Raw genomic sequence first — 17,688 nt, forward strand, 5'->3', positions numbered from 1 at the left:
TTCGGGACACCGACGGGGGCTCCCTGGCGGTCGGTTACGCCCGGGTCACCGGACGGCCGCGGGAGGGGAGCACCCGGCCTGACACAGCGGTGATGGGTCCCACCTCCTCGGTTCCTCGACGGCTGCGGCGCGGGACGCGTCGTAACGCGCCCGGCACCGGGACGGCAACCCTACCCGACCACGGGCCACGCCTTCCCGTCCTTTTCCGCGGCGCGGCGCCGTCCTCCCCGCGGGACGTCAGCACACCAGCCGGCGGTAGCGCTCCGCCGTCCCGGCCACCACGCGCTTCCCGTCCCCGGCCCACAGCGCCGGGTTGAAGACCTCCACCTCGATGGGGCCGGTGTATCCGGCGGCGTCGACCATCTCGCGGAAGGCGCGCAGGTCCACGCAGCCGTCGCCGAGCTGTCCCCGGCCGAGCAGGACGCCCTCGGGCAACGGGGTGATCCAGTCGGCGAGTTGGAAGGCGGCGATGCGCCGTTCGGCGCCGGCCCGGGCGATCAGGTCCGGCACCCGGTCGTCCCACCACAGGTGGTAGGTGTCGACCACCACGCCCACCTGGTCGGCGGGGAAACGCTCGGCGAGGTCGAGCGCCTGGCCGAGGGTGGAGACCACGCAGCGGTCGGAGGCGTACATCGGGTGGAGCGCCTCGACGGCCAGGCGTACGCCGTGCCGGGCGGCGTACGGGGCGAGTTCGGCGAGGGCGTCGGCGACGCGTTCGCGGGCCGCCGTCAAGTCCTTGGCACCGGCGGGCAGTCCGCCGGAGACGAGGACGAGGGTGCCGGTGCCGAGGGTGGCCGCCTCCTCCACGGCGGCCCGGTTGTCGGCGAGGGCGGCGGCCCGCTCGTCCGGGTCGACGGCGGTGAGGAAGCCGCCGCGGCACAGCGAGCTGACGGTGAGCCCGGCCGCCCGCACCGTCTCGGCGGCCCGCCGCACCCCCAACTCCCGTACCGGACCGCGCCACAGGCCCACCCCGCCGATGCCGAGCGCGGCACAGACCCGGACCAGGTCGGGTACGGACAGCTGCCGGACGGTCTCCTGGTTGATGCTGAGCCGCCCGGCGGCGGGCGGGACGGGGGCGTTGTCGGTGGTCACTGGCAGACTCCGTGGACGGAGAGGAGGGATGCCATGCGGGATGCCGCGAGTTCCGGGTCGGGGAACAGGCCGAGTCCGTCGGCGAGCCGGTAGGCACGGGCCAGATGGGGCAGGGTACGGGCCGACTGGAACCCGCCGACCATGGTGAAGTGCGACTGGTGGCCGGCGAGCCAGGCGAGCAGCACGACGCCCGTCTTGTAGTAGCGGGTGGGCGGCGCGAACAGGTGGCGGGCGAGTTCCACGGTGGGGTCGAGCCGCGCGCGGAACGCCTCGGTGTCCCCGTGGTCGAGCAGGCGCACGGCCTCGGCGGCCAGCGGGGCCAGCGGGTCGAAGACGCCGAGCAGGGCGTGGCTGAAGCCGTGGTCGTCGCCCTGGATCAGCTCGGGGTAGTGGAAGTCGTCGCCGGTGTAGCAGCGCACCCCGGGCGGCAGCCGCCTGCGCAGGGCCACTTCGCGGCCGGCGTCCAGGAGGGAGACCTTGACGCCGTCCACCGCGCCGGGGCGGGCGGCGACGACGGCGAGGAAGGTCTCGGTGGCCGCGTCGAGGTCCGTGCTGCCCCAGTAACCGGTGAGGGCGGGGTCGAACATGGGGCCCAGCCAGTGCAGGATCACCGGGCGGCGGACCTGGCGCAGCAGCCGGTCGTAGGTGTCGGCGTAGTCGTCGGGGCCGGTGGCCAGCGCGGCCAGGGCGCGGGACGCCATCAGGACCGGCTGGGCGCCGCCGGCCTCGACGAGGGCGAGCTGTTCCTCGTAGGCGGCGGTCACCTCGGCGAGGGTGGCCGGGGGGCGGGTGAGCTGGTCGGTGCCGGCGCCGGCCGCGATCCGGCCGCCGCAGGCCGCCGCCTCGGCCGCCGAGCGGCGGATCAACTCGGCCGCGGCCGGCCAGTCGAGCCCCATGCCCCGCTGCGCGGTGTCCATCGCCTCGGCCACGCCCAGCCCGTGCGCCCACAGATGCCGCCGGAACGCCAGCGTCGCCTCCCAGTCCACCGCCGCCGGGGCCTCCGCCGCGGCCCGCCACGGATCCGCCACCACATGCGCCGCCGCGAACACCACCCTCCCCCGCGCCTCCGCCCCGCCCACCCACCCCACCCCGTCCCCCCGAGGCACATACCCCCGCAGCCCCCCACCCTCCTCCGGAAGCCGAAGCACCCGACAACGGGCCGCGCCGCCCGACCCGCCGGACGGGGTGGGGTGGGCTCCGCCCGGGGTGGGGTTGGCGCCCGGCGCGGGCGGCGGACCGCCGGGTGGGGCGGGTCGGCTGGCGCCCGGCGGAGTCGGCTGGCCGCCGCCGGGCGGGACGGGTCGGCCGGCGCCGGGCATGACGAGGTGGGCTGCGCCGGAAGCGGGACCAGCACCCGGCTCGGACGGGGTACCGGCGGGCGCGGCCGAAAGGGAGCTGGCGGGGCGGCCGTCGGCGAACGTGACAGCGTGGGCCCCGGCCGAAGCAGGGCAAGCGCCCGACGCGGGCGGCGGACCGTCAGGTGCGAGCGCCCCGCCGACCGGCACGCCGGGAACAGCGCCGGAGGCGGCCGGAGCAGAACCGGGAAGGGTGACGCCGGGCGTGGAAGGGTGGGCTCCGCCCGAGACGGGACGAGCGCCCGGCACGGCCGACCCGCCAACGGCCACCGCACACCCGCTCCGGGACACGGCCAACCCGCCGCCCGGCGGGATCGGATGGCCGCCGACCGCGACGGGACGGCTGCGGTCAGGCACCCCGGGGCGGGCCTCGCCCGAAGCGGGGCAGGCACGCGCCCCGGGCGGCGAACCGGCGGGCACGGCCAACCCGCCGCCAGGCGCCCCCTGGCGGGCCCCGCCCGAAGCGAGGCGGGACCCCGGCTCGGGCACGGAACCGCCGGACGGAGTCCGCCCGTCGGCCGACGCGGACGGAACGCCGTCCCGCACCGAGCACCCGTCCCCGGACGCGGACGGACCGTCGCCGGGCGGGGTGGGGTGCGACGCGGCCGAGATGGGCGGGGTAGCGGCGGCGACGCCGTCCCGCACCGAACACCCGTCCAGGGACGCGGACGGCCCGTCGCCGGGCGGAGCGGGGTGCGATCCGGCCGACGCGGGCGGGGTAACGGCGGCGACGCCGTCCCGCACCGAACACCCGTCCCCGGACGCAGCCGGCCCGTCGCCGGGCGGAGCGGGGTGCGATCCGGCCGACGCGGGCGGGGTAACGGCGGCGACGCCGTCCCGCACCGAACACCCGTCCCCGGACGCAGCCGGACCGTCGCCGGGCGGAGCGGGGTGCGATCCGGCCGACGCGGGCGGGGTAACGGCGGCGATGCTATCCCGCACCCGGATTCCGTCCTCCGGCGGAGTCGGTGTCATCGGGGGAGCTCCGGGACGGGGAGGCGGCGGGCTTGGGTGGAGGATTCCAGGGCCAGGGCGGCGAGGTGGACGCCGCGGGCGCCGGCGAGGAGGTCCCAGGGCCAGGGGTCGCCGAGGGTGACGTGGCGGAGGAAGAGTTCCCACTGGGCCTTGAAGCCGTTGTCCCAGACGCCGTTGTCGGGGACGTCCTGCCAGTGGTCGCGGAAGCGTTCGGTGGCCGGCTGGTCGGGGTTCCAGACCGGCCGGGGGGTGGCGGCGCGGTGCTGGAAGCGGCAGGAGCGCAGTCCGGCGACGGCCGAGCCGTGGGTGCCGTCCACCTGGAACTCCACGAGTTCGTCGCGGTGGACCCGGACCGCCCAGGAGGAGTTGATCTGGGCCACGATGCCGCCGGCCAGCTCGAAGATGCCGTAGACCGCGTCGTCGGCGGTGGCCGGGTAGGGCTTGCCGGCCTCGTCCCAGCGCCGTGGGATGTGCGTGGTGGCCAGCGCCTGCACGGAGGTGACCGGGCCGAAGAGTTCGTGGAGGACGTACTCCCAGTGCGGGAGCATGTCGAGGGTGATCCCGCCGCCGTCCTCGGCGCGGTAGTTCCACGAGGGGCGTTGCGCCTGCTGCCAGTCGCCCTCGAAGACCCAGTAGCCGAACTCGCCGCGCACGGAGAGGACCCGGCCGAAGAAGCCGCCGTCGACGAGGCGTTTGAGCTTGCGCAGCCCCGGCAGGAAGAGCTTGTCCTGGACGACGCCGTTGCGTACCCCGGCCTGTTGGGCGAGGCGGGCCAGGCGCACCGCGTCCGCCACTCCGGGGGCGGTCGGCTTCTCGCAGTAGACGTGTTTGCCGGCGGCGATCGCCCGTTCCACCGCGGCCACCCGCGCGGAGGTGACCTGCGCGTCGAAGTAGATCTCCACGGCGGGGTCGGCGAGGACGGCGTCGAGGTCGGTGGTCCAGTGGTCGAGGCCGTGCTGGGCGGCGATCTCCTCCAGCGCGAGGCCGCGGCGGCCGACGAGTACCGGTTCGGGCCACAGCGTGGTGCCGTCGCCCAGGTCGAGGCCGCCCTGCTCGCGCAGCGCCAGCACGGAACGGACCAGGTGCTGCCGGTACCCCATCCGCCCGGTCACCCCGTTCATCGCGATGCGCACCGTCCTGCGTGTCACGCGGACCTCCCGGTCTCGGCGATGGGGAAAGGCGGTAGCAAGCGCTTTCTGTCCGTCGCGTACGCTAGCCGCGCCCCGTCGCCGCGGACAAGAGGGACACCGCCCGGGACCGGTCCGGTCACCCGGGCCACACCGGGGGCCGCCCGGTGAGAGCATGTGGCCGTCAAACGGCACCGGGCGCGGCCCGGTCCGGCGGGGGCGGCGTGCCGCGGCACGCATCACGGAGGCGTACCAGCGATGACGGTGACACTGGCCGACGTGGCGGCGCGCGCGGGGGTCTCGGCCGCGACCGTCTCGCGCGTCCTGAACGGCAACTACCCGGTGGCCGACAGCACCCGCGAACGCGTGCTGCGCGCCGTCGACGAGCTGGAGTACGTGGTCAACGGGCCCGCCAGGGCGCTCGCGGCGGCCACCTCCGACCTGGTCGGGGTGCTCGTCAACGACATCGCCGACCCGTTCTTCGGCATCCTGGCCGGGGCCGCCCAGACCGAGATCGCCCGCGGGGCGGGTCCCTCCGGCACCCCGGCCCCGGCCGGAAGCGGAACCCCGTCCGGGCACCCCGGCGGCAAGCTCGCGGTGGTCTGCAACACCGGCGGATCGCCCGCGGCCGAGCTGACCTACCTCACCCTGCTGCAACGTCAGCGCGCCGCCGGCGTCATCCTGACCGGTGGCGCCGTCGAGGGCACCGAACACACCGCGGCCGTGGCGGACCGGCTCGCCCGGCTCGCCGCACAGGGCACCCGGATCGTGCTGTGCGGCCGGCCCGGGGTGGAAGCGGAATCGATACCCAGGGCCCGGCCGGAGGAGGCGCCGACCCGGGGGGCCGGGGTCTTCGGGGCGTCCGGCGGGGCCCCCGCGTCCTGGCCCGGCGCCCGGCGTCCCCGTACCCCCGCGCCGCGCGGCGGGGAGCCGGTGCCGGGGCCGGTCACGCTGGCGTTCGACAACCGGGGCGGCGCCTACGCGCTCACCGCTCATCTGCTGGCGCTGGGCCACCGCCGCATCGGGTACGCGGCCGGACCGGTGGACCGGACCACCACCCGGGAGCGGCTGGAGGGCCACCGGGCGGCGCTGGCCGCGCACGGGGTGGACCCGGCCGGCCGGCCCACGGCGCACGGCCCGTACGAGCGCGGTTACGGCTGCCGGGCCGCCGTCGAACTCCTCGCCCGCGACCCGGGGTTGACCGCGGTGGTGGCCGCCAACGACACCATCGCGCTCGGCGTCTGCGCGGCGTTGCGCGAGCGCGGGCTGCGGGTCCCCGAGGACGTCTCGGTGGCCGGCTTCGACGACCTGCCGTTCAGCGTGGACGCCGCCCCGGCGCTGACCACCGTCCGGCTGCCGCTGCACGAGGCCGGGGCGTGGGCGGGCCGGCTGGTGATGGGCGCCGAGGCGCCGCCGCCGGGTGACCGGGCGCTGGTGGAGGCCGCCTTGACGGTCCGGGCGTCGACGGCCCCACCACGGGGGTGAGGACGGGGCGCGGGGCGAGCCTCGTTGACCCGGTGGCCGGCGCTGCCTAGGGTCCGGACGATGAGGTTCGCGTTCTCCACGCTCGGGGTGCCGGGGCTGCCGGTCGGACAGGTCGCGCGGCTCGCCGCGGACAACGGGTTCCACGGGGTCGAACTGCGCGCCGCCGAGGGCGAGGAGCCGGTGCACACCGGGCTCGACGCGGCCGGCCGGCGCGAGGTGGCCGCCACCTTCCGGGCGGCCGGGGTGGAGATCCTCGGCATCGCCTCCTACCTGGAGGTGGCCGCGCCCGGCCCGGACGACCCCGTGCTCGACGGGCTGCGGGCCCACGTGGCGCTCGCCGCCGACCTGGCGGCGCCGTTCGTCCGCGTCTTCCCCGGCGGTGGCGGGACCCCGCCGGAGCAGGCCGACGCCGTCGCCGCCCGGCGGCTGGCCGCGGTCGCCCCGTACGCGGCCGAACGCGGGGTGCGGCTGCTGCTGGAGACGCACGACTCGCACCGCACCGGCGCGGACGCCGCCCGGGTGCTGGGGCTCGTCGGCCACCGGGCGGTGGGCGCGCTGTGGGACGTGCTGCACACCTGGCTCGGCGGCGAGGAGCCGTCCGCCACCTACCCGGTGCTCGCCCCGCACCTGGGATACGTCCAGGTCAAGGATGTCGCCTCGGCCGAGGAGAGCGCTCCGCTGCCGCTCGGGCAGGGCGTGCTGCCGCTGGCGGAGTGCGTGGAGGTGCTCAGCCGCGCCGACTGGGACGGCTGGCTGTGCTGGGAGTACGAGAAGCGGTGGTACCCGCGGGCCCCCGAGTTGGCCGGGCTGCTGCGGGCGGGGCGCGAGCACCTGGCGCGGCTGCTGGCCGGTTCCGCCTGATCCGCCGTTCGCGGCGGGGCGCACGATCGAGCGCCCGAGGCGGCCGGTCCGGACGGCGCCGGGCGGGTCCGGTTCCGCCGCCCCTCCCGTCGTCCCTCCCGCCGTCCGCCGGACGAACGGAGAGGACCGCATGCTCGACCTGGCCAGACTGCGCGCCCTGCACGCCGTCCACGTGCACGGTTCGGTGGGGGCCGCGGCGGGGGCGCTGGGGTACACCCCGTCCGCCGTCTCGCAGCAGATCGCCAAGCTGGAACGGGAGACCCGCACCACGCTGCTGGAGCGCAAGGGGCGCGGGGTGGCGCTCACCGACGAGGCGCACCTGCTGGTCTCCACCGCGCAGCGGCTGCTGTCGATCGTCGAGGAGACCGAGGTCGCCCTGGAGCAACGCCGCGGGCTGCCCGCCGGCCGGCTGACGATGGCCGCCTTCCCCACCGCCGCCCGCGGCATCTTGCCCGGCGTGCTCGCCCAACTGGCCGCCGACCACCCGGCGTTGGAGCTGCGGCTGGTCGAGCAGGACCCGCACGTGTCGGTGGACCTGGTGGCCCGGGGCGTGGTGGACCTGGCGGTCGCGCACGACTGGGACATCGCCCCGCTGCCGGCGCCGGACGGGCTGGAGCGGGTGGCGCTCGGCGCCGACCGCTGCGACGTGCTGCTGCCGGCCGGCCATCCGCTGGCGGACCGGGCCGAGTTGTGCCGGGCGGATCTGACCGCGCTGCGCTGGATCTGCCAGCCGCCGGGGACGGTGTGCCACGAGTGGCTGGTGCGTACCCTGCGGGCGTCCGGCGCGGAGCCCGATCTCGCCTACCAGGTGGCCGAGTTCGCCACCCAGCTGGCGCTGGTGGCCGCCGGTCTCGGGGTCGCCCTGGTGCCCCGGCTCGGCCGCGGTCCGGTGCCGGAGCAGGTGGTGGTGCGCCCGCTGGAACCGGCCCCGGTGCGCGGGGTGTTCGCGCTGTGGCGGGCCAAGGCGTCGCGCCGGCCGGCGATCGCGGAGACGGTGCGGGTGCTGCGCGCCCGCTGGCCGGCCGGGGGGTGACGGTCAGGCCGTGGCGGGTTCCTCCTGTCCGGCGAAGGTGCGCCACAGCCGCGCGTACCGGCCGTCGGCGGCGAGCAGTTCGGCGTGGGTGCCGTCCTCCACCACCCGGCCGCCGTCCATCACCACGACCCGGTCGGCGCGGGCGGCGGTGGTGAGGCGGTGGGCGACCACGAGGGTGGTGCGGCGGGTGGCGAGGCGGTCGGCGGCCTCGTTGACCAGGGCTTCGGTGGCCAGGTCGAGGGCGGCGGTGGCCTCGTCGAGCAGGAGCACGTCGGGGTCGACGAGTTCGGCCCGGGCCAGGGCGATCAGCTGGCGCTGGCCGGCCGACAGGTTGCGGCCCCGCTCCCCCACCCGGTGCAGGTAGCCGTCGCCGAGGCCGGCGATCATCCGGTGCGCCCCGACCGCCCGGGCGGCGGCCTCCACCTCGGCGTCGGTCGCCTCGGGCCGGCCGTAGGCGATGGCGTCCCGTACGGTGCCGGGGAACAGGTACGGCTCCTGCGGGACCACGCCGAGCCGGCGGCGGTAGCCGGTCAGGTCGAACTCGCGCAGATCGGTGCCGTCCACCCGCACGGAGCCCCGCGTCGGGTCGTAGAACCGGGCCACCAGCTTGACCAGGGTGGACTTGCCGGCCCCGGTCTCGCCGACGAACGCCACCGTCTGCCCGGCCGGGATGCGCAGCGCCACCCCGGTCAGCGCCTCCTCGCCGTCGCCGTACGCGAAGTGCACGTCGTCGAAGACGATGTCGCCGCGCAGCCCGTCGTCCGGCACCGGGCGCGGGGCGTCGGCCGCCGGGGTGCTGGTCGGCACCCGCAGCAGCTCGCGTATCCGGCCCAGCGACACCGACGCCTGCTGGTAGCCGTCGAAGACCTGGGAGAGCTGCTGGACGGGCGAGAAGAACAGGTCGATGTAGAGCAGGTACGCCACCAGCGCGCCGGCCGTCAGCGTGCCGTGGCCGACCCGTCCGGCGCCGACCACGATCACCAGCGCGGCGGCGGTGCTCGACAGGAACTGGACGAACGGGAAGTAGACCGAGATGTACCACTGGCCGCGTACCCGGGCGGCGCGGTAGTCGTCGCTGCGGCGGGCGAAGCGCTCGGCGCCGGCCCGTTCGCCGCGGAACGCCTGCACCACGCGCAGCCCGGCGACGTGTTCCTGGAGGTCGGCGTTGACCGCGCTGATCCGGTCGCGGGCGAGCCCGTACGCCTTGGCGGAGCGGCGGCGGAAGAACACGGTGGCGACGATCAGCGGCGGCAGGGTGGCGAAGACCACCAGCGCCAGTTGCACGTCGATGGCGAGGAGGGCGACGAGTATGCCGAAGAAGGTGAGCAGGCTGACGGCGGCGGTGACCAGTCCGGTCTGGAGGAACGTGGTGAGCGCGTCGACGTCGGTGGTCATCCGGGTCATCACCCGGCCGGTGAGTTCGCGCTCGTAGTAGTCGAGTCCGAGGCGCTGGAGGTGGGCGAAGATCTTCAGCCGCAGCGAGTACAGCACGCGTTCGCCGGTGCGTCCGGTCAGCCGGTTCTCGGCGACCTGGGCGGCCCACTGAACGAGGACCACCAGCAGGGCGAGGCCCGCGGCGGCCCACACCGCGCCGAGCGCCATCCGCTGGACGCCCTGGTCGACGCCGTGCCGGATGAGGACCGGCAGCAGCAGCGAGCCGAGCGCGTCGGCGCCGACCAGCGCCAGGCTGAGCAGGAGCACGGGGCCGAAGCCGCGCAGCAGCGCGCGCAGCCCGAAGTCGGGGTCGGCGGCGCGGGCGCGTTCCTCGTCGATCCCCGGGGTGTCGGTGGCGGGCGGCAACGCGGCGACCCGGGCCAGCAGTTCGGGGGTGGCCGGCATGCCCGCCAGCGCCCCGGCCATGCCGGGTCCGGCGGCCACGCCCGGGGTGGCGGCGCGGTGGTCGCCGTCCCGGCCGGTGTCGACGCGGTCGTGCGGCCACAGTTCGCGGGTGACGCCGTCGACCACGTGGCGGCGGTGGCGGACGGGGGCCGCGGCGGCGGGGGCGTCGAGGAGTCCGGTGGCCGACGATTCGCCGTCGCCGAAGCCGGGGGCGGTGCGGCCGGCCGGGTCGGGGGTGAGCGCGTCGGCGGCGAGTTCGTCGGGGTCGGTGAGGAGTTCGCGGTACAGGGCGCAGCGCTCGCGCAGTTCGGCGTCGGTGCCGATGTCCGCCAGGCGGCCGTGGTCGAGCACGGCGATCCGGTCGGCGAGCGCGAGGGTGGAGCGGCGGTGGGCGATCAGCACGGTGGTGCGGCCGGCCATCACCTGGCGCAGCGCGTCGTGGATCTCGGCCTCGACGCGGGCGTCGACCGCGGAGGTGGCGTCGTCCAGCAGCAGCAGCCGGGGGTCGGTGAGGACGGCGCGGGCCAGGGCGATGCGCTGCCGCTGGCCGCCGGAGAGGGTGAGCCCCTGCTCGCCGACGACGGTGTCGTAGCCGTGCGGGAGTTCGCTGATGAAGCCGTGGGCCTGGGCGGCGCGGGTGGCGGCGAGGATCTGCTCGTCGGTGGCGTCGGGGCGGCCGTAGGCGATGTTGGCGCGGATGGTGTCGGAGAACAGGAAGCTGTCCTCGGGCACCAGGCCGATGGCGGCGCGCAGCGAGTCGAGGGTGAGGTCGCGTACGTCGGTGCCGCCGACCCGCACGGCGCCGGAGGTCACGTCGTAGAAGCGCGGCAGCAGCAGCGAGACGGTGGACTTGCCGGAGCCGGAGGCGCCGACCACGGCGACCGTCTCGCCCGGTTCGACGCGCAGCGAGAAGCCGTCGAGGACCGGGTGCGCGGGGTCGTAGCCGAAGGTGACCTGGTCGAACTCGACGTCGGCGGGAGCGTCGGCGGGCAGTTGGCGGGCGTCGTGGGCCTGCTGGACGCGGGGTTCGGTGTCGATCAGCTCGTAGACCCGCTCGACGCCGGCCCGGGCCTGCTGGCCGACGGTGAGCATCATGGTCAGCATCCGCACCGGCCCGGTGAGCTGGGCCAGGTACGTGGAGAAGGCGACGAAGGTGCCCAGGCTGATCTGGTGGTGGACGGCCATCCAGCCGCCGAGCGCCAGCATCGCCACCTGGCCGAGCGCGGGCACGGCCTGGAGGGCGGGGTTGTAGCGGGAGTTGAGGCGTACGGTACGCAGCCGGGCGGCGAAGAGCCGGCGGCCGACCTCCCGCAGCTTGGACTCCTCCTGGCTCTCCTGCCCGAACCCCTTGACCACCCGGACCCCGGTGATCGCGCCGTCCACCACCCCGGCCACCGCCGCGGCCTGGCCCTGTGCGTACCAGGTGGCGGGGAAGAGCCGGGTGCGGCTGCGGTCGGCCAGGAACCACAGGGCGGGGGCGACGGCGAGGGCGATCACCGTCAGCAGCGGGGAGAGCACCGCCATGACGATCAGCGACATCACGAAGAGCAGGACGTTGCCGAGCATCATCGGGAGCATGAAGAGCATCCCCTGGATGAGCTGGAGGTCGCTGGTGGCCCGGCCGACGACCTGGCCGGTGCTCAGCTCGTCCTGGCGGGCGCCGTCGAGCCGGCCGACGCTGCGGAACATCGCGGTGCGCAGGTCGTGCTGGACGTCCAGGGCGAGCCGGCCGCCGTAGAAGCGCCGCAGGTAGGTGAGGAGGTAGACGGCGAGCGCGGCGACGATCAGCAGCCCGGCCCAGGGGGCCAGCGGCTTGCTGTGCCGCACGATCACGTCGTCGATGATGAGCCGGGGCACCAGCGGCACCAGGGCGGTGACCGCCATGCCGGCGAGCGAGGCGCCGAGGGCCAGCAGCACGTTGCGCCGGTAACGCCAGCAGTCGGCGCTGATCCGTCTCAGCCATCCGCCGCCGTCCGCCGCGGGTCGCCGGGGTTCCCCGGCCCGCTCGTCGCCCTGCCGTGCCCGCTCCGCCGCCGCCACCCGGATGCCCTTTCGTCGAACCCACGTTCCGCCGCCAGGCTGCAACACCGTGGGGTGCGGATTTCATCCTGCGGCAACAAAAGGGGCGGTCCGGGGGCGGACCGGCGGGGGCGGTGGCTCAGGCGCCGGTTCCCCGGGCGGCGGCGATCTGCCGCGCCATGAGGGTGGTCAGCTCGTAGGCGGTGTGCGAGGCGGCGACGGAGGTGATCTCCGCGTGGTCGTAGGCCGGGGCCACCTCGACGACGTCGGCGGAGACCAGGTTGCAGCCGGCCAGGCCGCGCAGGATCTCCAGCAGTTCGCGCGAGGTCATGCCGCCGGCCTCGGGGGTGCCGGTGCCCGGGGCGTGCGCCGGGTCGAGCACGTCGATGTCGATGGAGATGTACAGCGGGCGGTCGCCGATGCGCTCGCGCAGTTGCTGGGCGACCTCGTCCACGCCGCGCCGCATGACGTCGGCGGAGGTGACGATGCCGAAGCCCATCTTGGCGTCGTCGTCCAGGTCCCGCTTGCCGTAGAGCGGGCCGCGGGTGCCGACGTGGGAGAGGGCGGAGGTGTCGAGGATGCCCTCCTCGACGGCGCGGCGGAACGGGGTGCCGTGGGTGTACTCGGCGCCGAAGTAGGTGTCCCAGGTGTCCAGGTGGGCGTCGAAGTGGAGCAGCGCGACGGGGCCGTGCCTGCGGGCGACGGAACGCAGCAGGGGCAGCGCGATGGTGTGGTCGCCGCCGAGCGTCATCAGCCGGGCGCCGGTGTCGAGCAGGTCGTCGGCGGCGGCCTGGATGGTCTCGACCGCCTCGTTGATGTTGAACGGGTTGGCCGCTATGTCCCCGGCGTCGGCGACCTGGGCCAGCGCGAACGGGGAGGCGTCCTGCGCCGGGTTGTACGGGCGCAGCAGGCGGGAGGCCTCACGGATGGCGTTGCCGCCGAAGCGGGCGCCGGGGCGGTAGGAGACCCCGGCGTCGAACGGCACGCCCACCACGGCGACGTCGGTGGTGCCGACCTCGTCCAGCCGGGGCAGCCGGGCGAAGGTGGCCGGGCCGGCGAAACGGGGGACGCGGGAGGAGTCGATCGGACCGCGCGGCTCGCTGGTGGTCATGTTCGCTCTGTCTTCCTTCACTCGTTCGAGGGGTTTGGGAGATGCCGGGACGTTAACCGGCGCCTTCCGTGCGTCGACCCTAGGTGGCGGCCTGGCAGCGGTGAAGTGTACGTTTCCTCCATTCCGTACCGCCGATATGGATGGATCGTCCATGCCGGATCTCGCTCCGCCCACCCCCGCCGTCCCGTTGTCCGAACTGCTCGCGCAGACCGCGCCGGGGTTGCGGCAGGTCGCCGGTCCCCCGGCCGGCGAGGTGCTGGTGCAGTGGGTGCACGCCAGTGAGATGGCCGATCCGGTGCCGTATCTGCTCGGCGGTGAGCTGTTGTTGACCGCCGGTGTCCACTTCCCGGTGGACGAGGAGCGGGCGGAGTACCTGGACCGGTACGTGGCGCGCACCGTGCAGGGGGGTGCGGCGGCGCTCGGCTTCGGGCTGGCGCCGGTGCACGAGCGGACCCCGGGGGCGCTGGTGGCGGCGTGCGAACGGCACGGGCTGCCGCTGGTCGAGGTGGCGCCGCGGACCCCGTTCGCGGCGGTGGCGCGGGCGGTGTGGCAGGTGATGGCGCGGGCCCGGGAGCGCGAGCTGCGCCGGGTCACCGAGGCGCAGCGGGCGCTGGGGGCCGCGGCCGGGCGCCCCGATCCGGTGCCGGCCGTGCTGCGGCACCTCGCCCACCACCTCGGCGGCCGGGCGTGGCTGCTGGACGCGGGCGGTACCCGGGTGCACGCGGCGGGGGCCGCCGTCCCGGCCGGGGTGGAGGCGGCGGCGCGGGCGCTGGCCGCGGTGGTGCGGCCGGGGCGGGCCGGGGCGCCGGCGTCCGCCACCGACACGGCGGGCGGCACCCGGCTGGCCGCCTACGCGCTCGCCGCGGGCCCGGCCGGCGGCGGTTCCGGCGGCCTGGTGCTCGTCCTGGCCGCCGAGCGCCGGGACCCGGCCGACCACGCGGTGGCCGGCCTCGCGGCGGTGCTGCTGTCGCTGCTCACCGGGGGCTACCAGGGGGCGTCGGACGCGGGGCGCACGGCGGCCCTGGTGCGGCTGCTGCTGGGCGATCCGCCGGAGCGGGCGGTCGAGGCGCTGGCGGACGGCGCCGCGTCGTGGACCGTGGTGCACGCGGTACGCGGTGCGGGCGGCGTGCGGGACGGCGCCGCCCCGGGCGAACTGGCCGCCGCGCTGGGCACGCCGCTGGTGGCCGCCGGTGACGGCGACGGTCCGCTGCGCGCGCTGGTGGCCGGTGACCGGGAGATCACGGCGCGGCCGGGGTGGACGTTCGGGGTCGGCGCGCCGGCCGCCGCCGGTGATCTGGCCGCGGCCGACGCGCAGGCGGCCGGCGCGCTGCGCAGGGCGGTGGCCGGGCGCGTCCCGGTGGTGCGCCACGCCGCCCCGCACTCCGGCATCGCCGCGCTGCTCGCCCCCGCCGAGGCCGCCGCGTACGCCCGCTCCCGGCTCGCCCCGATCGCCGGCTCGCCCGCCCTGATCGACACCCTGCGCACCTGGATCTCGCTGTACGGCAACTGGGACCGCACGGCCGTCGCGCTGGGGGTGCACCGCAACACCGTCCGCCAGCGCGTCTCCCGCGCCGCCGCGCTGCTGGAGGCCGACCTGGACGACCCGGACGTGCGGACGGACCTGTGGATCGCGCTGCGGTACGGATGAACGACGGGCGAGCACGGACACGGCGCTTACGTACGCACGGCGGCCCAAACTCGCCCGTCCGGGTGAACGCTGGGCGGCGCCGCCACGGCCGCGTGCACCTGGACCGACCGCACCGCGGACATCCGCTCGCCGCACAGGCGTTCCCGGGCACGCGACAATGGAGTCATGCCCACTGATCACATCCCCTCCCGCCAGGACCTCGTCGACCACCTGCTGCGGACCCGCATCGCCGGTGACGTCGCCACCAGCCGGGAGAACAACCTCGACCACTACCGCGAACTGGCCGCCGGCAACCGCTACTACTGGCTCGGCCTCGACCTCGGCACGCGGTGGACGGACGAGGACGCGGTGCTGGAGCTGATGGCGCAGCGCTGCGGCGTCGTCGCCGACCGGGACCACCGGGCCGGGCAGGACACCATCGACCCGCAGCTGACGGTGGACGCGCTGGACCGGATGGCCGTCGTCCTGCGCAAGGCCGCCGCCGGCCGCCAGCGGGTGCTGGTCGCCACCGGCCACCCCGGCGGGCTGCTCGGCGTCCACCAGGCGACCGTCGCGGCGCTGCGGCAGGCCGGCTGCGAGATCGTCGCCATCCCCGAGGGGCTCCCCGCCGACGACGGCCGGGTCCTGCAGATCAGCGGGGTCGCCATGGTGCTGCGCAACGCCGCGCTGGTGCACACCCACTCGCCGGAGCCGATGACGGCGATACTCGACGCCCTGGAGGGGTCCGGCCGCCCCCTGCCGCACCTGGTCGTCGCCGACCACGGCTGGGCCGGGTGCGCGGCGCAGCGCGGCATCGACGCGGTCGGGTACGCCGACTGCAACGACCCGGCGCTCTTCGTCGGCGAGGCCGAGGGCACCCTGGCGGTCACCGTGCCGCTCGACGACCACGTGCCGCCGCACCACTACGAGCCGATGACCGCCTATCTGCTGAACGCGGCCGGGCTGGCCCCGGTCCGCTGAGCGGCGCGGGGCGGGCCGCCGCTCACCGCGAGCGCGGGACGCGGACCACGCCCTCCTGGATGACCGTGACCGCCAGCCGTCCGTCCTGGGTGTACATGTGGGCGGTGCCCAGGCCCCGGCCGCCGGAGGCCGACGGGGACCGCTGGTCGTACAGCAGCCACTCGTCGGCCCGGAACGGGCGGTGGAACCACATCGCGTGGTCCAGGCTGGCACCGACCACGTCCCCGACCGCCCAGCCGCCGCGCCCGTGGGCCAGCAGCACCGAGTCCAGCAGGGTCATGTCGGAGACGTAGGTGGCCAGGCAGACGTGGAGCAGCGGGTCGTCGTCGAGCTTGCCGCGGGTGCGGAACCACACCTGCGAACGGGGCTCGCGCGGCCGGCCCGCGGTGAGGAACGGCGGATCCTGCGCGTACCGCAGGTCCACCGCGGCCCGCGCCTCCAACAGCCGTTCCACGGTGCCCGGTTCGGGGAACCGGTCGGCGTGCGCCGGCAGCAGTTCCTCGGCGGTCGGCAGCGACTCGGGGTCGGGCGCCTGCGGCATCGCCTCCTGGTGCTCCATGCCGTCCTCGTACACCTGGAACGAGGCCGACAGGTGGAAGATCGGCTGACCGTGCTGGACGGCGACCACCCGGCGGGTGGTGAAGGAGCGGCCGTCGCGGATCCGGTCCACCTCGTAGACGATGGGCGCCCCCGGGTCGCCCGGGCGCAGGAAGTAGGCGTGCAGGGAGTGCGCGGGGCGCTCGGCGGGAACCGTGCGCCCCGCGGCCACCAGCGCCTGGGCCGCGACCTGCCCGCCGAAGACCCGGGGGACGACGGCGGGCCGGCTGAAGCCGCGGAAGATGTCCCGCTCGATCCGTTCCAGGTCGAGCAGGTCGAGCAGGGACCGCAGCGCCGCGTTCACCCGGTCCTCACAGCCCCATCGACTTGGCGATGATCGACCGCATGACCTCGCTGGTGCCGCCGTAGATGCGGGAGACGCGGGTGTCCGCGTACAGCCGGGCGATCGGGTACTCCAGCATGTAGCCATAACCGCCGTGCAGCTGGAGGCACTTGTCGATGACGCGGGCGGCGACGTCGGTGCAGAACAGCTTGGCGGAGGCGGCGTCGGCCACCGTCAGCTCCCCGGCGTCGTGCGCCTCCAGGGCGCGGTCGACCACCGCCTGCGCGGCGTCCACCTCGGCCTGGCAGTCGGCGAGGACGAACTTGGTGTTCTGGAACTCGGCGACGGTCCGGCCGAAGACGGTGCGCTCCTTGACGTACTGGGTGGCGAACCGGACGGCGGCGGCGGCCTGCGCGTAGGCGCCCACGGCGATGCCGAGACGTTCCTGCGGCAGGTTGTGGGTCAGGTAGGAGAAGGCCTTGCCCTCCTCGCCGAGCAGGTCCTCGACCGGCACCTTGACGTCGGTGAAGGAGAGTTCGGCGGTGTCCGAGGAGCGCAGGCCCAGCTTCTCCAGCTTGCGGCCGACCGCGTACCCCTCGCTGCTGGTGTCGACCACCAGGATCGATATCCCGCCGCGCCGGTCCTCCGGGGTGGCCGGCGAGGTGCGGGCGCAGACCAGGACGCGGTCGGCGAGCACGCCGCCGGTGATGAAGGTCTTGGCGCCGTTGAGGACGTAGTGGGTGCCGTCCTCCGACAGCTTGGCGGTGGTCTTCATGCCGGCCAGGTCGGAGCCGGTGCCCGGCTCGGTCATGGCGATGGCGGTCATCAGCTCGCCGGTGACGAACTTCGGCAGCCAGCGCTTCTTCTGCTCCTCGTTGCCGTACTTGAGCAGGTAGGGCAGGCACAGCGCGGTGTGCACGCTGCTGCCGCCGAAGCTGACCCCGGCGCGGGCGCACTCCTCGCTGATGACCGCGTTGTACTTGAAGCTGGTCTCGCCGGCGCCGCCGTACTCCTCGGGCACCTCGATGCCGAAGACGCCCAGATCACCGAGCTTGTAGTAGAAGTCGCGAGGGGCGTGGCCGGCCTCTTCCCACTCGTGGTAGACGGGGGCGACCTCGCTGGCGATGAAGTCGCGGATCGTGGCCCGGAACGCCTCGTGGTCCTCGTTGAACACCGTGCGCCGCACTGTGCGCCTCCCTCTTCCGGCTCTCCCGGCCGCGCGATGGTGCACAGTCGAACGGGCCGAGTCGAACGTACCAAGTTGTACTAAGCAAGCGCTCAGCAAGTTACTTCCGGGTCACCG

The 17,688-nt window shown here is 75.6% G+C and carries 12 protein-coding genes; 5 read left to right on the plus strand and 7 right to left on the minus strand.

The window, feature by feature from the left end; genetic code table 11:
• Positions 1 to 237 precede the first annotated feature (237 nt).
• The 3 genes from SCATT_RS08550 to SCATT_RS08560 all read right to left on the minus strand — a co-directional run bounded on the left by SCATT_RS08550 (position 238) and on the right by SCATT_RS08560 (position 4,570).
• Complete coding sequence (locus SCATT_RS08550; RefSeq protein ID WP_014142599.1) at positions 238 to 1,092, minus strand: sugar phosphate isomerase/epimerase family protein; 855 nt, start codon at positions 1,090 to 1,092, stop codon at positions 238 to 240.
• Positions 1,089 to 2,240, minus strand: a complete 1,152-nt coding sequence (locus tag SCATT_RS08555) for a dihydrodipicolinate synthase family protein (protein ID WP_041824564.1) — start codon at positions 2,238 to 2,240, stop codon at positions 1,089 to 1,091. Before SCATT_RS08555 ends, SCATT_RS08550 begins: the two co-directional genes overlap by 4 nt.
• 1,178 nt (positions 2,241 to 3,418) lie before the next feature.
• Positions 3,419 to 4,570 carry a Gfo/Idh/MocA family protein gene (locus SCATT_RS08560; RefSeq protein WP_014142601.1) on the minus strand — a complete coding sequence of 384 codons (1,152 nt, stop codon included), beginning with the start codon at positions 4,568 to 4,570 and terminating at the stop codon, positions 3,419 to 3,421.
• 237 nt (positions 4,571 to 4,807) lie between these two features.
• On the opposite strand from SCATT_RS08560, the gene SCATT_RS08565 reads away from it, so the two are divergent.
• The 3 genes from SCATT_RS08565 to SCATT_RS08575 all read left to right on the plus strand — a co-directional run bounded on the left by SCATT_RS08565 (position 4,808) and on the right by SCATT_RS08575 (position 7,928).
• The gene (locus SCATT_RS08565; protein WP_014142602.1) at positions 4,808 to 6,034 is read left to right on the plus strand and encodes a LacI family DNA-binding transcriptional regulator; all 1,227 of its coding nucleotides are present in this window, start codon (positions 4,808 to 4,810) and stop codon (positions 6,032 to 6,034) included.
• Between the two features lie 60 nt (positions 6,035 to 6,094).
• Positions 6,095 to 6,895 carry a sugar phosphate isomerase/epimerase family protein gene (locus SCATT_RS08570; RefSeq protein ID WP_014142603.1) on the plus strand — a complete coding sequence of 267 codons (801 nt, stop codon included), beginning with the start codon at positions 6,095 to 6,097 and terminating at the stop codon, positions 6,893 to 6,895.
• 130 nt (positions 6,896 to 7,025) lie between these two features.
• A complete protein-coding gene (locus SCATT_RS08575; RefSeq protein ID WP_014142604.1) occupies positions 7,026 to 7,928 on the plus strand; it encodes a LysR family transcriptional regulator in 903 nt (300 codons plus the stop codon).
• A gap of 3 nt (positions 7,929 to 7,931) precedes the next feature.
• Here SCATT_RS08575 and SCATT_RS08580 read toward each other — a convergent pair whose 3' ends face one another.
• Together SCATT_RS08580 and speB are read right to left on the minus strand one after the other, a co-directional pair.
• Positions 7,932 to 11,807 (minus strand): ABC transporter ATP-binding protein, encoded by a 3,876-nt coding sequence (locus SCATT_RS08580; RefSeq protein WP_014142605.1) that lies wholly within the window; start codon positions 11,805 to 11,807, stop codon positions 7,932 to 7,934.
• Between the two features lie 118 nt (positions 11,808 to 11,925).
• Positions 11,926 to 12,897, minus strand: a complete 972-nt coding sequence (gene speB / locus SCATT_RS08585) for an agmatinase (protein ID WP_014142606.1) — start codon at positions 12,895 to 12,897, stop codon at positions 11,926 to 11,928.
• Between the two features lie 151 nt (positions 12,898 to 13,048).
• Between speB and SCATT_RS08590 the strand changes: the two genes are divergently transcribed.
• Entirely contained in the window at positions 13,049 to 14,545 is a 1,497-nt protein-coding gene (locus SCATT_RS08590) for a PucR family transcriptional regulator (RefSeq protein ID WP_014142607.1), read from the plus strand.
• A 165-nt stretch (positions 14,546 to 14,710) separates the two neighbouring features.
• Positions 14,711 to 15,505, plus strand: a complete 795-nt coding sequence (locus tag SCATT_RS08595) for a phosphatase (protein ID WP_014142608.1) — start codon at positions 14,711 to 14,713, stop codon at positions 15,503 to 15,505.
• Between the two features lie 22 nt (positions 15,506 to 15,527).
• Here the strand turns inward: SCATT_RS08595 and SCATT_RS08600 are convergent, their stop codons facing one another.
• Both SCATT_RS08600 and SCATT_RS08605 read right to left on the minus strand, forming a co-directional pair.
• Positions 15,528 to 16,406: an acyl-CoA thioesterase gene (locus SCATT_RS08600; RefSeq protein ID WP_014142609.1), complete on the minus strand. Its 879-nt coding sequence runs from the start codon at positions 16,404 to 16,406 to the stop codon at positions 15,528 to 15,530.
• 7 nt (positions 16,407 to 16,413) lie between these two features.
• The gene (locus SCATT_RS08605) at positions 16,414 to 17,571 is read right to left on the minus strand and encodes an acyl-CoA dehydrogenase family protein (protein ID WP_014142610.1); all 1,158 of its coding nucleotides are present in this window, start codon (positions 17,569 to 17,571) and stop codon (positions 16,414 to 16,416) included.
• Positions 17,572 to 17,688: the final 117 nt, after the last annotated feature.

The sequence above is a fragment of the Streptantibioticus cattleyicolor NRRL 8057 = DSM 46488 genome, assembly GCF_000240165.1.
Taxonomy (GTDB): Bacteria; Actinomycetota; Actinomycetes; order Streptomycetales; family Streptomycetaceae; genus Streptantibioticus; species Streptantibioticus cattleyicolor.

Coding starts and splice junctions, on each gene's coding strand:
- SCATT_RS08595 (WP_014142608.1), top strand. CDS start 14,711: ATGCCCACTGATCACATCCCCTCCCGCCAGGACCTCGTCGACCACCTG.
- SCATT_RS08570 (WP_014142603.1), top strand. CDS start 6,095: ATGAGGTTCGCGTTCTCCACGCTCGGGGTGCCGGGGCTGCCGGTCGGA.
- speB (WP_014142606.1), bottom strand. CDS start 12,897: ATGACCACCAGCGAGCCGCGCGGTCCGATCGACTCCTCCCGCGTCCCC.
- SCATT_RS08590 (WP_014142607.1), top strand. CDS start 13,049: ATGCCGGATCTCGCTCCGCCCACCCCCGCCGTCCCGTTGTCCGAACTG.
- SCATT_RS08565 (WP_014142602.1), top strand. CDS start 4,808: ATGACGGTGACACTGGCCGACGTGGCGGCGCGCGCGGGGGTCTCGGCC.
- SCATT_RS08575 (WP_014142604.1), top strand. CDS start 7,026: ATGCTCGACCTGGCCAGACTGCGCGCCCTGCACGCCGTCCACGTGCAC.